The organism is Pseudobutyrivibrio xylanivorans (assembly GCF_010906925.1).
Classification (GTDB): domain Bacteria; phylum Bacillota; class Clostridia; order Lachnospirales; family Lachnospiraceae; genus Pseudobutyrivibrio.
On record NZ_VTVE01000005.1, the window covers coordinates 24,479 to 43,834 of the forward strand.

Annotated in this window: 23 protein-coding genes; 19 read left to right on the forward strand and 4 right to left on the reverse strand. The window is 38.1% G+C overall.

Going from position 1 to position 19,356, the window contains the following annotated elements; genetic code table 11:
* The first annotated feature begins 117 nt into the window (after window positions 1-117).
* The 6 genes from F0Q01_RS12670 to F0Q01_RS12695 all read left to right on the forward strand — a co-directional run bounded on the left by F0Q01_RS12670 (window position 118) and on the right by F0Q01_RS12695 (window position 3,642).
* Window positions 118-642, forward strand: a complete 525-nt coding sequence (locus F0Q01_RS12670) for a GNAT family N-acetyltransferase (RefSeq protein WP_090489143.1) — start codon at window positions 118-120, stop codon at window positions 640-642.
* A 15-nt stretch (window positions 643-657) separates the two neighbouring features.
* Entirely contained in the window at window positions 658-948 is a 291-nt protein-coding gene (locus tag F0Q01_RS12675) for a DUF4298 domain-containing protein (protein ID WP_090489145.1), read from the forward strand.
* Between the two features lie 95 nt (window positions 949-1,043).
* The gene (locus F0Q01_RS12680; protein WP_090489147.1) at window positions 1,044-1,577 is read left to right on the forward strand and encodes a cysteine hydrolase family protein; all 534 of its coding nucleotides are present in this window, start codon (window positions 1,044-1,046) and stop codon (window positions 1,575-1,577) included.
* 40 nt (window positions 1,578-1,617) lie between these two features.
* The gene (locus F0Q01_RS12685; RefSeq protein WP_090489149.1) at window positions 1,618-2,466 is read left to right on the forward strand and encodes an FKBP-type peptidyl-prolyl cis-trans isomerase; all 849 of its coding nucleotides are present in this window, start codon (window positions 1,618-1,620) and stop codon (window positions 2,464-2,466) included.
* 51 nt (window positions 2,467-2,517) lie between these two features.
* The gene (locus F0Q01_RS12690; RefSeq protein WP_090489152.1) at window positions 2,518-2,838 is read left to right on the forward strand and encodes a putative quinol monooxygenase; all 321 of its coding nucleotides are present in this window, start codon (window positions 2,518-2,520) and stop codon (window positions 2,836-2,838) included.
* 75 nt (window positions 2,839-2,913) lie between these two features.
* The gene (locus tag F0Q01_RS12695) at window positions 2,914-3,642 is read left to right on the forward strand and encodes a DUF554 domain-containing protein (RefSeq protein ID WP_090155306.1); all 729 of its coding nucleotides are present in this window, start codon (window positions 2,914-2,916) and stop codon (window positions 3,640-3,642) included.
* A gap of 9 nt (window positions 3,643-3,651) precedes the next feature.
* Here the strand turns inward: F0Q01_RS12695 and F0Q01_RS12700 are convergent, their stop codons facing one another.
* The gene (locus F0Q01_RS12700; protein ID WP_090489153.1) at window positions 3,652-4,527 is read right to left on the reverse strand and encodes a LysR family transcriptional regulator; all 876 of its coding nucleotides are present in this window, start codon (window positions 4,525-4,527) and stop codon (window positions 3,652-3,654) included.
* Between the two features lie 159 nt (window positions 4,528-4,686).
* Here F0Q01_RS12700 and F0Q01_RS12705 point away from each other — a divergent pair, with 159 nt between their 5' ends.
* The 8 genes from F0Q01_RS12705 (at window position 4,687) to F0Q01_RS12740 (ending at window position 9,840) form a co-directional block, all read left to right on the forward strand.
* Window positions 4,687-4,908 carry a hypothetical protein gene (locus tag F0Q01_RS12705; protein ID WP_090155301.1) on the forward strand — a complete coding sequence of 74 codons (222 nt, stop codon included), beginning with the start codon at window positions 4,687-4,689 and terminating at the stop codon, window positions 4,906-4,908.
* Between the two features lie 18 nt (window positions 4,909-4,926).
* Window positions 4,927-5,928 (forward strand): alpha/beta hydrolase, encoded by a 1,002-nt coding sequence (locus F0Q01_RS12710; RefSeq protein WP_090489155.1) that lies wholly within the window; start codon window positions 4,927-4,929, stop codon window positions 5,926-5,928.
* Between the two features lie 9 nt (window positions 5,929-5,937).
* Window positions 5,938-6,696 (forward strand): carboxymuconolactone decarboxylase family protein, encoded by a 759-nt coding sequence (locus tag F0Q01_RS12715; protein WP_090489157.1) that lies wholly within the window; start codon window positions 5,938-5,940, stop codon window positions 6,694-6,696.
* Window positions 6,697-6,838: 142 nt separating this feature from the next.
* Complete coding sequence (locus tag F0Q01_RS12720) at window positions 6,839-7,279, forward strand: ASCH domain-containing protein (RefSeq protein ID WP_090489159.1); 441 nt, start codon at window positions 6,839-6,841, stop codon at window positions 7,277-7,279.
* A gap of 24 nt (window positions 7,280-7,303) precedes the next feature.
* Entirely contained in the window at window positions 7,304-8,101 is a 798-nt protein-coding gene (locus F0Q01_RS12725; RefSeq protein ID WP_090489161.1) for an alpha/beta fold hydrolase, read from the forward strand.
* Window positions 8,102-8,215: 114 nt separating this feature from the next.
* Entirely contained in the window at window positions 8,216-8,803 is a 588-nt protein-coding gene (locus F0Q01_RS12730) for an HD domain-containing protein (protein WP_205467992.1), read from the forward strand.
* A gap of 17 nt (window positions 8,804-8,820) precedes the next feature.
* Window positions 8,821-9,315: a GNAT family N-acetyltransferase gene (locus F0Q01_RS12735; protein ID WP_090489162.1), complete on the forward strand. Its 495-nt coding sequence runs from the start codon at window positions 8,821-8,823 to the stop codon at window positions 9,313-9,315.
* Window positions 9,316-9,318: 3 nt separating this feature from the next.
* A complete protein-coding gene (locus F0Q01_RS12740) occupies window positions 9,319-9,840 on the forward strand; it encodes a 2'-5' RNA ligase family protein (RefSeq protein WP_090489165.1) in 522 nt (173 codons plus the stop codon).
* Here the strand turns inward: F0Q01_RS12740 and F0Q01_RS12745 are convergent.
* Window positions 9,832-10,683, reverse strand: a complete 852-nt coding sequence (locus tag F0Q01_RS12745; protein WP_243150678.1) for a Cof-type HAD-IIB family hydrolase — start codon at window positions 10,681-10,683, stop codon at window positions 9,832-9,834. The genes F0Q01_RS12740 and F0Q01_RS12745 overlap by 9 nt on opposite strands.
* A 92-nt stretch (window positions 10,684-10,775) precedes the next feature.
* Here F0Q01_RS12745 and F0Q01_RS12750 point away from each other — a divergent pair, with 92 nt between their 5' ends.
* The 4 genes from F0Q01_RS12750 to F0Q01_RS12765 all read left to right on the forward strand — a co-directional run bounded on the left by F0Q01_RS12750 (window position 10,776) and on the right by F0Q01_RS12765 (window position 15,369).
* Window positions 10,776-11,450, forward strand: a complete 675-nt coding sequence (locus F0Q01_RS12750; RefSeq protein ID WP_090155287.1) for a response regulator transcription factor — start codon at window positions 10,776-10,778, stop codon at window positions 11,448-11,450.
* A 3-nt stretch (window positions 11,451-11,453) separates the two neighbouring features.
* Window positions 11,454-12,443 (forward strand): sensor histidine kinase, encoded by a 990-nt coding sequence (locus tag F0Q01_RS12755; RefSeq protein WP_090155285.1) that lies wholly within the window; start codon window positions 11,454-11,456, stop codon window positions 12,441-12,443.
* Window positions 12,444-12,559: 116 nt separating this feature from the next.
* Entirely contained in the window at window positions 12,560-13,321 is a 762-nt protein-coding gene (locus tag F0Q01_RS12760; RefSeq protein WP_090489168.1) for an ABC transporter ATP-binding protein, read from the forward strand.
* A complete protein-coding gene (locus F0Q01_RS12765; protein ID WP_090489170.1) occupies window positions 13,321-15,369 on the forward strand; it encodes an ABC transporter permease in 2,049 nt (682 codons plus the stop codon). Before F0Q01_RS12760 ends, F0Q01_RS12765 begins: the two co-directional genes overlap by 1 nt.
* Window positions 15,370-15,431: 62 nt before the next feature.
* On the opposite strand, the gene F0Q01_RS13995 is transcribed toward F0Q01_RS12765, so the two are convergent.
* The gene (locus tag F0Q01_RS13995) at window positions 15,432-17,012 is read right to left on the reverse strand and encodes a GGDEF domain-containing protein (protein WP_163927270.1); all 1,581 of its coding nucleotides are present in this window, start codon (window positions 17,010-17,012) and stop codon (window positions 15,432-15,434) included.
* A 170-nt stretch (window positions 17,013-17,182) separates the two neighbouring features.
* Between F0Q01_RS13995 and F0Q01_RS12775 the strand changes: the two genes are divergently transcribed.
* On the forward strand, window positions 17,183-18,853 hold the full coding sequence (locus tag F0Q01_RS12775; protein ID WP_090489174.1) for a hypothetical protein: 1,671 nt from the start codon (window positions 17,183-17,185) through the stop codon (window positions 18,851-18,853).
* Here the strand turns inward: F0Q01_RS12775 and F0Q01_RS12780 are convergent.
* The gene (locus tag F0Q01_RS12780) at window positions 18,839-19,339 is read right to left on the reverse strand and encodes a helix-turn-helix domain-containing protein (protein WP_090489176.1); all 501 of its coding nucleotides are present in this window, start codon (window positions 19,337-19,339) and stop codon (window positions 18,839-18,841) included. The two genes, F0Q01_RS12775 and F0Q01_RS12780, sit on opposite strands and share 15 nt — an antisense overlap.
* Window positions 19,340-19,356: the final 17 nt, after the last annotated feature.

Below are 19,356 nucleotides of genomic sequence, written 5' to 3' on the forward strand. Positions count from 1 at the left end.
CACTAGGCGAGATTTTTCGAAAATTTTACGGTATAATTTTGAAGAATGAAAATAAACCCGTAGGTTTGGTGAAATGGCCCTGGGGAACGGGGTTAGTGGTTCATTTTGGAGGATAATATGATTGAAACAGAGCGTTTATTGCTGAGAGAGTATAGGATGGATGATTTTGATGCCCTTTACGAAATAATGTCTGATGCTGAGACGATGCAGCATTATCCGTCGCCTTTTGATGAGGATAGGACAAAGGGCTGGATTACATGGAATTTGGAAAATTATGAGAAGTATGGGTTTGGACTTTGGGCTGTTGTGCTAAAGGAAACAGGTGAGTTTATCGGAGACTGTGGAATTACCATACAAAATATCGATGGGGAAATGCTCCCGGAGATCGGGTATCACATTCATAAGAAATATTGGAGACGTGGATTCGCAAAAGAAGCTGCAAGGGCTGTGCGTGACTGGGTTTTTCAAAATACACAGTATGATACAATCTATTCATACATGAAGTATACAAATGTAGGTTCATATTCCACTGCTGTAGCCAATGGTATGAAGAAAGTAAAAGAATATCCTGATCCTAAAAATACGATTTCTTATGCCTACGCTATTACTCGTTCAGAATGGGAAGCAATGCAATGTAAATGAGTTAAAGGGGACGATATGATGACTAGCATAGAACGTATTACCAAGATGGAAGCCATTTTGGAACAGGCGACAGCTGCAATGGATGAGTTGGAGCAGAAAATAGATAATCTATACAAGATGCAGGACGATATTAAAAAGTTAGAAGCCTACTATTCCGGTGAGGAATGGAAGCGTGATTTTTCCTTGGATGAGAAGGGAAAGCTTCCAAAGGAGTTAAAGCGTGGCGTTTTATCAGAAGATGCTATCTATGATTTGCTTGAGAGAAACAAGGAATTGATGGCTACAGTCTGCAATTACAGAGACTAATGATTGCTAAAGTGGAAACGCAACCGCTTCCTTGGAAAAAGCATATAAAACGGTTGACTGGAATGTACAGTAGAAAATGGAAATGGAGAATATTTATGAAGCTTATAGTTGTAGACATACAAAAAGGAATAACCGACGAAAGATTATATGATTTTGAGGGCTTTATAAAGAATGTGACAAATATCATTGATGCGGCAAGAAAAAATAACGTTGAGGTTATTTATGTGCAGCATGATGATGGACCGGGCTCAGGTTTTTCTATTGGCGATAGAGATTTTGAGATTGCAGATCAGGTGGCGCCAAAAGAAAATGAGAAAATATACTTTAAGACCATAAACAGTTGCTTTGGCAATTCTGATTTCGTAGATTATCTTAAGAACTCCGGAGAGAAAGATTTGATGATAGTTGGATTGCAGACAAATTTTTGTATTGATGCGACTGTTAAATCGGCTTTTGAAAGAGGTTTCAATGTGATAGTTCCTCAGGGAACAAATTCTACTTTTGATAATGATTACATGGACGGTGAAACCACTTATAGATATTACAACGAGATGATGTGGCCAAAAAGATTTGCAAGTTGCATTTCTGTTGATGAGGCAATAAAGATGATTTGCCTAAAAAACTTATAGAAGCTATAATAAGAAAAGTTTCGATTTAAAGGAGTTAAAAATGAGAATAGCAGTTACATATGAAAATGGTCAGGTGTTTCAGCACTTTGGACATACAGAGCAATTTAAAGTATATGAGGTAGAGGAGGGCAAAGTGGTGTCTTCTGAGATTATTGGTTCAGATGGACAGGGACACGGAGCTTTGGCAGGACTTCTTAGCAATAAGTCAATTGATGTACTTATTTGTGGTGGTATTGGTGGTGGAGCCCAAGCAGCTCTTAGCGAACAGGGGATTGAGCTTTGTGCAGGAGCATCAGGTGATGTTGATGCTGCAGTTGAGGCATACCTTAAGGGCGAGCTTATTACCTCAGGAGTAAATTGCAATCACCACGGTGAAGGTCATACATGTGGCGACCATGAAGATGGTCATAACTGTGGCGGACATTCTGGTTGTGGCGGATGCCATTCTGAGCAGGAAATCACAGGTAAGAATGTTGGCAAGACATGCCGCACACATTACAGAGGTACATTTAACGATGGAACACAGTTTGATTCATCATATGATAGAGGCGAGCCACTTGAATTCGTTTGTGGAGCCGGTATGATGATCAAGGGATTTGATAAAGCTGTTGCAAATATGGAAGTTGGCGAAAAGGTAGATATTCATCTTATGCCAGAGGAAGCATACGGACAGCCTGATGAGGACGCTATTTTTACAGTAGAGATAGCACAGCTTCCAGGCTCTGAGGAGCTAGAGGTAGGCCAGCAGGTATATTTACAGGATCCATACGGAAGACCATTCCCTGTAAAAGTTGTTGCCAAGGATGAGAATAATATCACTCTCGATGCAAATCACGAGATGGCCGGCAAAGAGCTCAATTTTGCAATTGAGCTTGTAGAAGTATTGTAATTTATAAAAACCTGATCTGAGGATTAGGTTTTTATTTTTAAGGAGGGGACTATGATAACGGTAAATTTATATTATAAGGGGACAAATGGAAGCGCTCGCGCATTCGCTGATGAAATGGAAGCATCCGGTATTGCAGATGCAATTAGAGCAGAGGCAGGAAATCTTCGCTATGAATATTTTCAGCCTATCAATGACCTGGAAACAGTTTTGCTCATTGATTCATGGGCTGACCAGGCTGCAATAGATGCCCATCATGCATCGCCTATGATGAAGCAGCTTGCTGAATTACGAGAAAAGTATGATCTTCACATGACTGTTGAGAGATTTGTAAGCGACGAATATGAGGCAGATAAAAAGTTTATTAGAAGTTAGAGTTGAAGACTTGGAATAGATTTTCCGCGGCCCAATATTTAATAAAGAGAATAATGAAAATGTAGGTGTAATAGAATGATAGGATTAGGGACTTTAATTAACACAGTAGCTATTATTTTTGGAGGATTAATTGGCAATTTTACTGGTAAATTGTTTAAAGAAGATCAGCAACATGCAATAACTAAGGCTTGCGGAATCAGCGTTTTGTTTATTGCTATAGCTGGTGCTATGCAGGGAATGATGGCTATTGATGGTAAAAATCTTGTCAGTGGAAAATCAATGCTTGTTGTCCTTTGCATTGTGTTTGGAACTATAATTGGCGAATTAATTGGAATAGAAAATGGTTTTGAGCGCTTTGGAGAATGGCTCAAGGTAAAATCGGGAAATAGTGGTGATAAGGAATTCGTAAATGCGTTTGTAACAGCGTCCCTAACAGTTTGTATTGGAGCTATGGCGATAGTTGGTGCTATTCAGGATGGAATCTTGGGAGACTATTCCACATTGGCTGTAAAATCTGTGCTTGATTTTATCGTAGTTGCAGTTATGACTTCATCATTAGGAAAGGGCAGTGCTTTTTCGGCAATCCCTATTTTCTTGTTTGAGGGTTCCATAACTTTGCTTGCCAAACTGATTTCACCAATTATGACTGATATGGCAATAGCTTATCTGTCACTTATTGGATCTATACTTATTTTTTGTGTTGGTGTAAATCTCGTATGGGGGAAAACAGTGCGAGTTGCAAACATGCTTCCTGGATTGATATTTGCTGTTGTAGCTGTATATATTCCAGGCGGAATATTTTAAAGACTATAGCTAGCTAAAGGATTCTTTTATGTGAGAAAGGAATCTTTCGGCTATAGGTGTAAATGTTTGATAGCGATTCCATGCTATATATATTTTGTTTTCAAGCTTTGGAGACAGTGGTCTAAATACAAGGCCGCTGTCTTTTGATGTATTAATAAGATGTTTATATGTTAAGAGGTACCCAAGACCTTCCATAGTGAAAATGGAGCCATTATAAGAAAGGCGGAAGGAACCCTCCAGTTGAAGCTCTGAAAATCTGCTTCCAGCCCAGTTCTTTATATCTCCATTCCATGCTTGGTCTGAACAGAACAGTGGCAAACCAATAAGGTCATCCAAACGGATGGCTTTTTTCTTTGCAAGGTGATCATTTTCAGGAATAATAAGGCCCCAAATATCTGCTCGGGGAAATTCTATATATTCGTATTTACGAACATCAGGCTGTTCAACAAAAACTACAAAATCCAACAGTCCCTTATCTATTTTTTCAGAAAGCTGTTCTGTATCACCGCTTGTGATGTGGTAGTGGAGATTTGGATAGCTTTCTTTAAATGCTTTGATGGATTTTGCAAGATATCTTAGCTGATATGATTCTGCAAGTCCAAGATACAGTTCGCCTCCATTTATGTCGTCAAGAGATACGAATTCCTGCTCAATTTTGTCGGCCATGCGGACGAGATCTTCGGCTCGATTGCGAAGAAGGATTCCTTCCTCTGTCAGTTTTATACTAAAGCTGTGTCTAGTAAAAAGTTTTTTCCCAAGCTCCTCCTCAAGTGATTTCAGTTGTTTTGATAAAGTGGGCTGAGTTACATGTAAAAGCTCAGCAGCTCTACTCATATTTTCTTCTCTTGCTACAGCAAGGAAATATCGTAAGGTTCTGATTTCCATGTGATTTCTCCTATAGTATATCCTGGATAAAAAACTTATTGCTATATGATATGCACAAAAGGAATATCATATTATTCATTATAACCATTAGCGAAAAAGTCCACAAGCAAATACAATTTAACTGTAAACAAGAGAACAATTAGTTAATGAGGAAAACTCATGGATAAAGAATGTTTAAAACAGATGCTTATTGATGTGGGATGTGATGATGAGGTTATGGAAAAAATATTGAATCGATTAAATTCGGGCAATGTTAAGGAACTTCTAAATCTGCTGAAAAAAGAGAGATGCCACGTCATGGATGAATATCATGAAAGTGTAAGGAAAGTAGATTGCATGGATTTCATGATTAGAAAAATTGAAAAAGAAATTAATCAATAATTTAGGAGGGTTCAAGTGATGATTAGAAAAGAAGAACTTAATTTAGTGACAGAGTGGGATAAGACTTTTCCAAAAAGTGAAAAAGTAGAACATAGCAAGGTGACATTTGTGAATCGCTATGGGATTACGCTTGCTACAGATATGTATGTGCCTAAAAATGCAGAAGGCAAGCTTGCAGCTATTGCAGTGTCTGGACCTTTTGGAGCAGTCAAAGAACAATGCTCAGGACTATACGCGCAGACAATGGCGGAGAGAGGATTTCTCACAATAGCATTTGACCCATCATTTACAGGTGAAAGTGGGGGAAATGTAAGATATATGGCGTCGCCTGATATTAATACAGAAGATTTTATGGCTGCCGTTGATTTTCTTTCGCTAAATGATAAAGTAGATTCTAATAGAATTGGAATTATAGGAATATGCGGCTGGGGCGGCATGGCTATAAACACTGCTGCACTTGATACAAGAATCAAAGCAACAGCTGCCATGACTATGTATGACATGACAAGAGTTAATGCTAAGGGGTATTTTGATTCTGAAGATAGTGAAGAAAAGCGATATGAAGCAAAAAAAGCTTTGTGTGCTAGACGTCTTGAGGATCTAAAGGCTGGAGAATATTTAAGAGCAGGCGGTGTTGTGGACCCGCTTCCAGAGGATGCACCATTTTTTGTAAAGGATTATTTTGATTATTACAAAACTAGTCGAGGATATCATAATCGTTCCCTTAATTCCAATGATGGATGGAATATGATTGGCTGTGAGTCTTTTGTAAATCAGCCTATTCTCCAATACAGTAATGAGATTAGAAGTGCAGTTCTCCTTGTGCATGGAGAGAAGGCTCATTCTTGCTACTTTTCAAAGGATGCATATGCGGACATGATTAAGGACAGCAAGTATGTAGATAATAAGGAACTTATGATAATTCCAGATGCAGTACATACTGATCTTTATGATGGCGGAGAAAAGGATTATATCCCATTTGACAAGTTGGAGAGCTTTTTTAACGAGTATTTAAAATAAGGAGAGAAAATGAGCGAAAAAATAGTACAGACAGCAGGGCGTCAACAACTAGGAGAATTTGCTCCAGAGTTTGCACATTTCAATGATGATATTCTTTTTGGAGAAAATTGGAATAATCAGGACATCGATGTAAAGACTAGAAGTATTATCACTGTAGTTGCCCTTATGTCTCAAGGAATCACAGACAGCAGTCTTAAATATCATATCGCAAATGCTAAAAATCATGGAGTTACTCAAAAAGAAATGGCGGCGGTAATTACTCATGTGGCTTTTTATGCTGGATGGCCAAAAGCATGGGCGGTGTTTAATCTAGCTAAGGAAGTATATAATGAGCAAATTCCAGAAATTACCGACAAGGACCGTTATCAGAATACAATTTTCTTCCCAATAGGTGCGCCAAACGATGCTTATGCTCAGTATTTTGATGGTCAGAGTTATTTAGCTCCAGTTTCTAAGGAGCAAATATCTATATTTAATGTGACATTTGAACCGGGCTGTAGAAATCACTGGCATGTTCATCATGCGACCAGTGGTGGCGGACAGATGCTTATATGTGTCGGCGGAAGAGGCTATTATCAGGAAGAAGGAAAAGAGGCAATAGAGCTTCATCCAGGAGATGTAGTAAATATACCTGCTAATGTAAAGCATTGGCATGGGGCAGCTAAGGATTCATGGTTCTCACATCTGGCTATTGAAATAGATGGAGAGAATACAAGCAATGAATGGCTTGAGGCAGTTTCTGCTGAAGATTATAACAAGTTAAAATAGATGTACATACAATAGCGTCTAATTAAGTAGATTAGGCGTTATTTTTTAGGCAAAATAAAGGGCGGTATAGAATTTACTTTTTTGAAATTCGCATTTTCGGTATAATTATAAAAATAGATAGTGTAAAGGATATATAGTAATTATGACAGCTGAAGAAATGTGGAGAGCATCTGGCATTGATGGTGAATATATAGCATGGGGATTCGGTGATGATGCTGATACACTTGCAAAATTAGTAAAAAATGGGATAAAAACTGCTACCTGTTCTGCCTATGTATTTTATGAAATAGAAGATGAAGATTTACCCCAAAAGGGAGATTATAATATTATTCTTGATTCTAATGAGAATGCAGTTTGCATTATTAAAACAATAAATGTATATATCACTAGGTTCAATGCTGTTTCAGAAGAACATGCATATAAAGAGGGCGAAGGTGACCGTTCTTTGGAATATTGGAGAAAAGTGCATAAGGAATTTTTTACAGAAGAGCTTAAGTCGTTAAATCAAGAGTTTGATGAAAATATGGAATTGGTTTGTGAGGAATTTGAGGTAGTCTACAAAGAAAACGGAGTAGTTATTTAATATAAGATAATATGGGGGACACTAATGCATAAGAATGGATGCGTAAAAGTTGGTGATACAGAAATGTATTATGTAGCTTTTGGGGAAGGAAAAAAGAATCTGGTAGTTTTACCTGGATTATCAGATGGCTTGTGGACTGTAAAAGGAAAGGCATGGCTTTTAGCAGGCTCATATAAAAAGTTTTTTACCGACTATACGGTTTATATGTTTAGCAGAAAAAATCATATTCCAGAAGGCTATTCTATTGAAGATATGGCAGATGACCAGGCACAGGCAATGAGAAACATAGGAATTGATAAAGCTATGGTGATGGGAGTATCTCAGGGCGGAATGATAGCGCAATTTCTGGCAGCAAATCACCCTGAGCTTGTTGAAAAACTAATTCTTGTTGTGACTGCACCCTATGCAAATGAAACAATAAAAACTGTTGTCTCAAAATGGATAGATATGACAACTACAGCTTCTCATACAGAATTAATGCTAGATACTGCTGAGAAGGTTTACACAAAAGAATTCAATGAAAAGAATAAGAGTTTTCTTCCTCTTGTAGCCCGATTCACTAAGCCTAAAAATTACGATAGATTCCGCAAAAACGCATATGCGATATTGGATTTTGATGCGAGAAATGTACTATCTCAAATAAAATGTCCAACATATATTTTGTCGGGCGACTGCGATAACACAGTGGGAAATGACGCTCCTTATGAGTTACATGAAGCAATTGCTGGAAGTGAAATGCAGATTTTTAAAGGCCTTGGACATGGCCTTTTTGAGGAAGACAAGGATTTTTATAATAAAGTATTAGAATTCTGCAATAGATAAATCCTTAAGACTATAAAAAGCTGGCTGAGGCAAAACTAGAAGACTAGTTTCCGTGTTGTAGTAATTATATTCAGTATGATTTAGGAAATAGTTTATAGAGAGGTATGGAATATAATGGGTGTATCAATTCAAGATGAAATAATTGATAGAGCTATAGAATATGTTAGCACGTTATTTAAGGGTAATTCAGATGGACATGATGTGCAGCATACTCTTCGTGTATACAAGAATGTCCAGTTATTATTAAAATCATATCCTGAAGCCGACTCTTTTATTTCATTATTGTCTGCATTATTACCTGATGTGGATGATCATAAACTTTTTAAAACTGAGAATAATTTTAATGCAAGAACCTTTTTGAAAGAGAATGGATTATCAAGAGAATTAATAGATGAAATTTGTGAGGTAATAAATTCTGTTTCTTTTAGTAAGAATAAGGGGAAGACACCTAGAACACTTGAAGGTCAAATTGTTCAGGATGCGGACAGACTTGATGCTATTGGAGCTATAGGTATTGCCAGAACTTTTGCCTATGGAGGAAGATCCGGTAGATCTCTTGATGATTCAATACAGCATTTTTATGATAAGTTGCTTCTGTTAAAAGATGAGATGAATACTGGGGCTGCAATTAAGATTGCTGTAATGCGGCATGAATACATGGAAAACTTTTTAAAGGAATACAATGACGAAAACATAATTTAAAAAGAGAACTTTTGACGATGACAGAAAATATAGAATTAAGAAAAATAAAAGAAACAGAATTAGAACAAGCCCTTCATATTTATAATTCAAACAAAGATTTTTTGATACATCATATAGGAAAAGAGCGTGTTGATGAGGAATTTCTTATCAATGAAATTGATGAGATGCTGGCTCATGGATTCACATCTAATATTGTATCTATAGAAGATGAGCCAGTCGGTATCATAGATTATTTATTAAATGATGAAGGCTATGTTTACCTTTCGCTGCTGATGTTATCAAGGGAGAATCAGAAGAAGGGACTTGGCAAGAAAGTTTATAGTTCATTTGAAAACATGGTTCGTAATTACGGAGCAAATACTATTAGAATTGATGTTGTGGATGACTATGAGAATAATGTAATTCCTTTTTGGAAAAAAATGGGATTTGAAACAAAAAGACATGATGAATTAACATGGGGTGATAAAAAATCCAAAGTTTCCGTCATGAAAAAGGATTTACAATCGAGGTAGACTATGTATCTGGTTTCGGCATATTTTGACAATGAAACGAATAAAATACTGCAGGGGTATATTAATAAAATAGCGGCGGCTACAGGCAATGATTTTATGGTTAAGAATAATGTGCCACCACATTTGACATTGTCGGCTATAGAAGCCCGAGGTGTGGATGTGTTGCTGCCAGCATTTGATTCTCTGGCAGGAGAAATCAAGCAGGGAGAAATATCCATAATCACAGTGGGCCAGTTGATGCCTCAGGTGATTTATGCAGCTCCCTATTTAAATGATTATCTCTCAACTTTAGAGCAGAGTGTTTTTGATTGTCTAGCAGGTATTCCTGAGACTACAGTGAGCAATTACTATAAGCCTCTTTCCTGGCTGCCACATATAACACTTGCAAAGACATTGACTAGGGAACAGATGCTAGATGCTGTAAAGGTCATGCAGGATTTTAAGAGCATCAAGGCCAAGATTGTGAAAATCGGTTTGGCAAAAGTCAATCCGCATGAGGATGTCAGTGTGATATCTTTATGCTAAAAGAATAAATTTTTCGATTGCAGCAGCTACGCCATCTGCGTCATTGGAAGGGGCAATGAAATCAGCCCATTCCTTTGTCTCTACTTGAGCGTTTTCCATAGCTACGGCAAGTCCAGCGTATCTCATCATAGGGATATCATTGTAGCCATCGCCGCAGGCAATCAGAGATTTCCTATCAATGCCCAGCTTTTCTAACAATATCTCCAGCGAGGATGCTTTCTCAATTCCCTGTGGGGTAATCTCCAAAAAGAATGGTTCTGAAAAGAATATGTTTACCGCGCCCTTTAGCTTGTCATCAAGCTTAGATTGAAGTTGCTGAAGAATCTTGTGGTCGCCAACACAGAGAAATTTAACAGGAGGGTCCAGCTGAGCCTCTTCCTCTAGATGAAATACCTGTCGAATAGGTATATTGTTAATGCGGGATTCGAAGTGCACGTACTCATCATTTTCGTCATTAGTGATGATACCCTCTGAATCATATGTCAAGGTGGTAACTTCTAGCTTATTGGCACAGTGAACAATATCGGCATAATATTCAGTAGGGATGACTTCTCTGCGAATGACTTCTCCTGTTTTGCAGTCGATAATCATGCCTCCGTTGTATGCCAGAATATATCCTCCAACTTCTTCCAAATGAAGCTGCTTTGCAATTTTCTTGATTCCAGGAACGGGTCTTCCTGATGCAAGTATTATTTTTACTCCAGCCTTTGCGGCTTTCATTATTATTTCTTTGTTTTTCTTACTAATCTCTTTATTACTGTTTAAAAGAGTTCCATCTAAATCTAATGCTATAGCTCTGTATTTCATAAGTGATATCTTAGCAAGGGCTTTCCTATTCGTCAATTTAAACTTTATAACTGTAGATAATCCTTTATATGCAAAACCTGTAATGCTATAATGAAACGGTAATTTATGGACAAAAATGGTATATTGGTATGGATTATAGAATATTTATAGTAGAAGATGACAGAGGTATTGCTGAGGGCATTACTGAACAGATGGAGCAGTGGGGGCTAGAGGCAAAGCCAGTATTAGACTTTCACAATGTGATGGGAGAATTCGCAGAATATCAGCCCCATCTTGTTCTTATGGACATTTCACTTCCTTTTATGAGTGGCTATCACTGGTGCAGCGAGATTAGGAAGGTTTCCTCGGTTCCTGTCATTTTTGTTTCTTCTGCTTCGGACAATATGAATATCGTAATGGCGGTAAACATGGGTGCTGATGATTTTATTGCAAAGCCATTTGATCAAAATGTGCTTACAGCAAAGGTACAGGCTCTTTTGAGACGCACCTACGACTTTGGCGTGTCATCTCCAATTATCGAGCACGAGGGTGCATTGTTGAATACTGGAGATAACACCCTTACCTATCAGGATGCTAAAATCGATTTAACTAAAAATGAATATCGCCTGCTTCTTACACTGATGCAGAACAAAGGGAAAATTGTAAGCCGAGAAAAGCTTATGGAAGCCCTCTGGGAGAGTGGAGATTTTATCGACGAAAACACTCTTACTGTAAATGTAGGAAGGCTTAGAAAGAAGCTGGAAAATGCAGGACTTAAGAATTTCATTACCACCAAATCTGGTGTGGGATACAAAGTGGGGTAGATAATGAAGCTGTTTTATTCTTACATTAAAAGCATAATCGGTGGTGTTTGCCTCTTTTTAGGATTCTTCGGTTTGCTTGTTTTATCATTTGCCCTTTACGAGCTTCCGTTAATGGCGGTGGTTTATCCTATGTTGCTGTGCGCACTTATAGGATTGTTGTATCTGATTTACAGATATTATGTTACTTACAAGCGTTACAAAGAAATATCTGAACTTAAGAAATCAGCTGCAGAGCTTATAGAATTTCTTCCTAATTCCTACAGGATACTTGATGAGGACTATTGTGAGGTAATAGAAAATCTGTTGGCTCAAAAGCGAAAAGACATGGAGCTTATTAAGGATGAGACTGACAAACTGATGGATTATTACACTCTTTGGGTTCATCAGATTAAGACGCCAATCGCTTCCATGAGACTTAGACTTCAGAAAGAGGATAGTGAGCTATCTAGGAGTCTCCTTTCGGATTTGGGGCGTATTGAGCGCTATGTAGAAATGGTCCTTACATATCTGAGATTAGAGGGAGCTGGCAGCGATTATATTTTCAAGGAATATGATTTGGATTCAATCATTGGCGGTGTTGTTAAAAAGTTTGCCGGTGATTTCATTCTACGAAAGATAAAGCTTCGTTATAGTCCAGTAGAAAAAAAGGTGCTTACCGATGAGAAATGGCTTTCATTTGTAATAGATCAGGTCATGTCCAATGCGCTTAAATATACAAAGCAGGGAGAGATTTCCATATATGTGGAGGAACCACTTACCCTTTGTATAGAGGATACTGGCATGGGCATTTCTCCTGAGGATTTGCCTCGTATATTCGAGAGAAACTATACTGGTGTAAGAGGACGTGCTGACAAAAAAGCTAGTGGATTAGGATTATATTTATGTAGTAGGATTTGCAAGAATCTCAATCATGAAATAAGTGCTGAGTCACAGGTTGGACGTGGTACAAAAATCAAAATTAACCTGGAAACTAAGCGGACTATTATAGAATAAATTCGATTGTGACAGATTTGTAAGTTTTTCGGGCCGGATTGTAAGCCGATTCAATGGAGAGGATCGGCTTTTTTTATTTATAATCAAACCGAAAACGAAATGGAGGTTTGAAAATTATGAGTTTACTTGAAGTTAATAATTTAAAAAAAGTTTATAAAACACGTTTTGGCGGTCAGGAAGTAGAGGCCCTTCGTGATGTGAATTTCGCAGTTGAGGAAGGTGAGTATGTTGCCATCATGGGTGAATCCGGTTCAGGCAAGACTACACTTCTTAATATTCTTGCAGCTCTTGACAAGGCCACAGCGGGACGTGTTGCTTTGCAGGGCATGGAGCTTTCAGGATTAGCTGAAAAGAAAATTGCCAACTTCCGACGCGACAATTTAGGATTTGTATTTCAGGAGTTTAATCTTCTAGATACATTTTCCATCGAAGACAACATTTTCCTTCCATTAGTTCTTTCGGGGAAAAAATATAGTCAAATGAGCGAAAAGCTAAAGCCTATAGCAGCAAGGTTAGGTATTTCCGAGATTTTAAAGAAATATCCTTACGAGGTGTCAGGTGGTCAGAAGCAAAGAGCAGCAGTTGCCAGAGCTCTTATCACTGATCCAAAGATTATCCTTGCAGATGAACCTACAGGTGCTCTTGATTCCAAGGCTTCAGATGAGCTACTTAGACTTTTTGGAGAGGTAAATGAATTAGGTCAAACAATTCTTATGGTTACCCATTCTGCGAAAGCAGCTAGCTGCGCAGGAAGAGTTCTTTTCATTAAGGATGGTGAGGTGTTCCACCAGATTTACAGAGGTGACAGCACAAATCAGAGTTTCTATCAGAAAATCACAGAGACTCTTACACTTCTTACACAAGGAGGTAACCAATAATGAAAACCTTATTTTATCCTAAGCTTGCATGGGATGGCATAAGGAAAAACAGGAGACTAGTATTTCCTTATATGCTGACATGCATTTGCATGATATCTATGTTTTATATTCTCCTGTTCCTTGGATCTCCTTCAACAGGAGAGCTGTTACCACGAGGCGGCACCACAGCCATGCAGGTTATGATTCTTGGAAGTTTTGTTATTGCGGTATTTTCAGTAATCTTTCTTTATTATACTAACTCTTTTTTGATTCGAAGAAGAGCGGGAGAATTTGGATTATATAATGTACTTGGAATGGGCAAGAGAAATCTTGCTAAGATTATTACCTTTGAGACACTGATTACATCTGGAATTTCTATTGTTGTAGGTATTTTAGTAGGTATAGTTATTTCAAAGCTGGCGGAGCTTGGTCTAGTGAAAATGCTTGGAGGTCAAATAAGCTACGATATTCGTATTGAATGGAAGAGCGTGTATATCACAGTATTATTTTATCTAGTGATTTTTGCTGTCATTTGGTTTTCGTCTATAATTAGAGTTGGTGTCAGCAGTGCGGTATCACTTTTAAAGAGTGAAAAAGCAGGTGAAAAGGCCCCTAAAGCTAACTGGCTTTTAGGCCTAGGTGGAGCAGTAATTCTTGCGATTGCATACTATAAGGCGGTATCAATTGTCAGTCCTCTTGATGCTATTATGGTATTTTTTGTAGCTGTTATTATGGTTATCATAGCTACATATCTATTAATGATTGCTGGAAGTGTTTTGCTGTGCCGCATACTTCAGAAAAATAAAAAATACTATTACAATCCAAAGCATTTTGTATCTGTATCTTCTCTTGTATATAGAATGAAGAGAAATGGTGCGGGTCTTGCGTCTATAGCAATCATAGCTACTATGGTGCTTGTTATGATTTCTACTGCATCATGCATGTGGTTTGGAAGTCAGGATATGATTGATGATAGATATCCAGCTGATATTAATTTTGTTTTCAGATTTGATAAAAGTGAGTTAATGACTGAAGAAAATATGGCTTACTTAAGACAGGCTTTTGAAGACTATCGTGCTGAGAACGATTCAACAACTACAACTGTTATAGATCTTCCTTATATGGAAATGTCAGGCTCAGAAGAGGATAATAATACTATAAATTTTGATAAGTCTGATATTGATGCTTTTAATGTGAGCAGTATGCGAGAGGTTTGTTTTATCCCTATGCAAACATATAATGAAGCGACTAATCAGAATATAGCATTAGATGATGGTGAGGCACTTGTTTTTTCATCTAAGGGAGCAAAAGAATACGATACAATTAACTTGACTGTGGATGGAAAATCTAGAACTTATAAGTGTGTAAACCCAGGAACAGAAGAGATTTTTTCAGATTATTACCTTGGAAACATTATTCCTATGATTAGTGTTGTTGTCAGTGACTATAGTGATACTATGAAGTTTTTTGAGGCATCAGCGAATGACCGTTGGTATAATATGTTTACATGGAAGTATAGTTTTGATTTAAATGATTCTTCCATGACTGCAGCGGAGTATGCCAAAGGTCTTAAGGAAGCAGTTTCGAATGCTTTAGAGGAAAAGTCTGAGCTTAGTGAGAATTGCTGGTATTATTATGAAGAGCGAGAGTATGAGGCATTGGAATATGTAGCATTAAATGGAAGCGTGTTCTTTATCGGAATAGTTTTAAGTATAGTATTTATTTTAGCTGCTGTACTTATCATTTATTACAAGCAGATTTCTGAAGGTTACGAGGATGCCGGTCGCTTTGAGGTTATGAAAAAGGTGGGAATGAGTAAAAAAGAAATCAAGAGAAGCATTAATTCACAGTTACTTGTGGTGTTCTTTATACCATTGGTTTTCGCGGGGTTACACCTTGCATTTGCCTTCCCTATGATTTCAAAGATTTTGAATTTATTTGGACTTTTTAATACAGGATTATTTATGATGACAACTGTAATTTGTTTCATTGCATTTGCAATATTCTACGCTGTAGTTTACAAGGTAACATCAAATGTATACTACAACATAGTAACTGATGCTAAATAATAAATAGAGATTGTATGTAAGACATAAATCAAGAGCTCCGGGATAAAACTCGGAGCTCTTTTTTAATCTGTGTATATTTGATTTTTGCCGTGCTGCTTAGAGAAGTATAGATTGTCGTCAGCCTTTTTAACAACATCCTCTGAGAAGCTTCCGGAGGCCACACCTAGGCTGACTGTGATAACTAGATCAGGAGCAAAAGACCAGGTTGTGGCGGCCATGTTGCGGCGTAAAGTTTCGGCTATCTCCATGGTATGAGGGTAGGAGTTCTTGCTGATGATAAGAGCAAACTCCTCACCACCGTAACGGTAACCTCGCACATCAGAGTTGGCCTTGACCTCAGCGTTGATGAACTGGCCCACCTTTTGTAGTACTTTGTCTCCCTCTGGATGACCATAGGTGTCGTTGATATTTTTGAAGTTATCAATATCAAGCATAATTACAGAGTATGGCAGCATGGAACGCTTGATACGCTCAATATCGTAGTTAAATGACCTTCTGTTATAGAGGAAAGTCAATCCATCACGTCTACTATTTAAAATGATAATAATAAAGAACAAAATAATTAAGCAGGTTATGATGATGGATAAAACTGTAAGTGCTGTACGGTTCTTTGTGTTTTGGGCAATCTCTGCGGCCTTGGCAATTGAAAGTCGAGAATCATTTACCTGACTATTAAGAATACTAGAGTAAGTCTGACTCTGGTTTTCAATGATTAGCGTACTGAGATTTTGGATGCGAATAGTGAGAAATTTCTGCATCTCAATATTATCAGGTTGGCAGGACTCCTGCATTAATAAAAGGGTGTCTAGAGCAACCTTGTCATAGCCACTGTTTTGGCATAGCTTAACGAAATCATCCACCGATGTTTTTGTATCAACTGAAGCTGAGTCGGGATGCTGTGCTAGCGCTAAAAGACAGCGAGTCTGATAATAAGGAATTACAAAATTGCGAAGATAAATAGGTTCTTTTTTGGCTTCTGTAATATCCGAATCGCTATATTGATCTAATATAGCAGCACATTCGTCTAATAATCCTTGGCGAACATATATATTGGCAAGAGTAATCTGATTATTTCTAGTGTAGTCATCGGCGTTTGGGTCTGAGCCGATGATGCTATCCACGTATCCTTGAGATTTGTTAAGGTATTCAATGGCCTGAGTAAAATTCTTTTTATCCGCGTCTAGTAAAGCAAGTACTCGATAAGCATAGCTTTTTATGGAAACATTGGATATTTCCTCAAAAGGCTCAATGTCTCTGGCGCGGCTGAGCATTTCCTCTGCAGCTGGATAAGCATGATTGCTAATATGAAGAGCTGCCAAATCCAGGTAAATGTTGACCGTGTAATCTTTCTCATCAGACTGCTCTAGGTAGTATAGGGCATAACCTAAGTAACGGTAATAGGTCATTTCCTCTCCCATCTGATTGTAGATGAGACCAGCCTGTTCATATAACAGACCTAAATCAGTGTCATCATATACGCCCTTTGTAATCATGTCATTGATATTTTCGACTTCGTCCTCAAGTGAAACACCAGAGAGGCGATTATTGTTGGCAAGCAATTCTGTTACTTTTTCATGATTAGTCTGTCTGTCAAAGAAATTTTTGGCGTAATATATAGACTGAGCAAGGATTAATGCTGTCACTATAATAAATGTTATTATTAAAATTTTTTGAATAGTCGATTTTGTCATAAGTATATTATATATCTTATGGATGATTATTCCAACTTAAGGTTGCATAATCTGAAAATATATGCTAACATCAATCGATTTGAGAATCAGATATAAATTCACAGATTATTGAGGGCGTATAAATGAAATCTAATAACAAATTGTGTCGATTATTTTCAATAATGCTAGCATCAGTGCTTTTATTCTTATCCTTGGATTTGTCGGCGTCAGCAGAGACAGTTGTTACCTACACAGTCACATCTTTTTTGGATTTTAAGGTTGGACAGACAGAATTTGACGTTGGCACATCAGATGGGGAGATTGCTAGTCGATTGCCTAGTGCTTTGGGAGCAAAAGCAGAGAAATATACTGTTGAGGAAGGGAGCGCTAGTAGCTCTGGCGGAGTAGCTACAGGTCCTGCAACTAGTATGGAATATGACGTAGATGTATCTGTTCCAGTGACTTGGGTATGTTCAAATTTTGATTCTGAGGAACCGGGAGTATATACATTCAAAGCACAGACTACAGATTCTACTAAATATATTGTTGGAAACAGTATTTATCCAACTATAAATGTTCAGTTGACTGAGCCAATTCCAGTGGAGGTACCAGAGGAGAAAGAAAATCCAGCAGTGGAAGAGCCTGAAGTTAACACGCCAGAGCAGCCAGCTCCAGAAGGGAAGCCAGAAGAGACTCCTGTGGAGGAGCCAGAAGAGACTACTCCTGAGCAGCAGGAGAAGCCTACTCCAGCACCTGCAGCAGAACAGCCATCTGGTTCATCTAATAATGGTTCAAACAACACTAGCAGCGGTTCATCTAATAATGGTTCAAACAACACTAGCAACGGTTCATCTAATAATAGTTCAAATAGTACAAACCCAGCTACGGAGACACCAGCTACTGAGACACCGGCTACAAGTGCTACTCCAGCCCAGACTACTACACCAGCAGCTGAGAGTTCTACACAGCAAACAGCTAGCACAAATACTGGTCATAGTAGCAGTAGCAGCAGTAGTCATAGTGCATTCGCTACACCAAAGGTAGAGGAGCAGACAACTGAGGCATCTATCGTAGTAGAGCAGACACCAGCCCCGGAAAAGGAGGAGTCTACTGATGACATCCCTGTAGCTGTAACTAGCAAGACAGAGACAAAATCAGAGATTTCTGTAGGTAAGGGAAAGGCAGTTATCAATATTCAAAATGACAATTCTTCGGAAGTAACTGCCACAATCACTGATGATGAGACACTCTTGAAAAACATTCTCACAGAGGAGCAGTTAAAGAGAGTAGCAGAAGGTGCTACTGTTAATTTAAAGATTTCTGCAAATATTGTTAAAGCTTCAGATTTGTCAGCTGAGGATTCTGATAGCATCCAAAAGGGTGTAGAAGAATATAAAAAAGATAAGCCTGGTCTTAATATTGCAGGTTATTTAGATATATCTATTTATCTCCAGATGGATGATGAGGACTGGAGTTATGTAAGCAACACAAACAAGCCAGTAGAATTGGTTGTCACTGTGCCAGAGAGCATGAGAGGCTTGTCAGATAATTACTATTTGCTTCGTCTGCACGATGGACAGACTACTTTATTCAGCGACAATGATGATGATCCAAATACAATTACCGTTTCTACAGGAAAGTTTTCTATCTATGTAGTAATGTACGATAGCGAAGCTGCAGCAGAGATAGAAAAGACTGAGAAGAAAGAGCTCAATCTGCTTATTATATTTGTTATCGCACTTATCGTGGTGCTAGTGATTCAGATTGTATATATCTTTGCTATCCGCAAAAAATTACATTCAGTTGGACAATAATTTATTCTTATCTATTTTGCCCTCTGAAATCATATTAGAAACCCATAGCTTGAGTGATTCGACAGTTCGGTCGATTTGCTCAAGCTGTTTTTGTATTGCAACGAAGTCTTCGATTTCATCATCGGAAATGATGCCATCGGCTGTGATATCAATAAGTCTATCCTTCTGATTGTTGAGAGAATTTAGGGCAGAAAGCATGCCAAGTACAATCTCAGGAAGAGAGGATGTCTTTACCTCTGGGACGGTCTCCTGACCAATACGGCACTCATGGGTGCAGTAGTAATTACATAAATCCTGACGTTTATAAGCGTTAGCCAAATCAACTACATCTTCAGGATAAATGGATACCTTGCCAGTTTCAATTTTTTCAAGGCGGCTTTCTGTTATAGAGCCAATCAATTCGCTGGCTTGAGCCCTAGTAAGACCGGCCTCTTCGCGAGCTTTGAAATATACACTTTTATCTTCTTTGATTGATTTTCTTCCCATGGTAAAATCCTCCTATT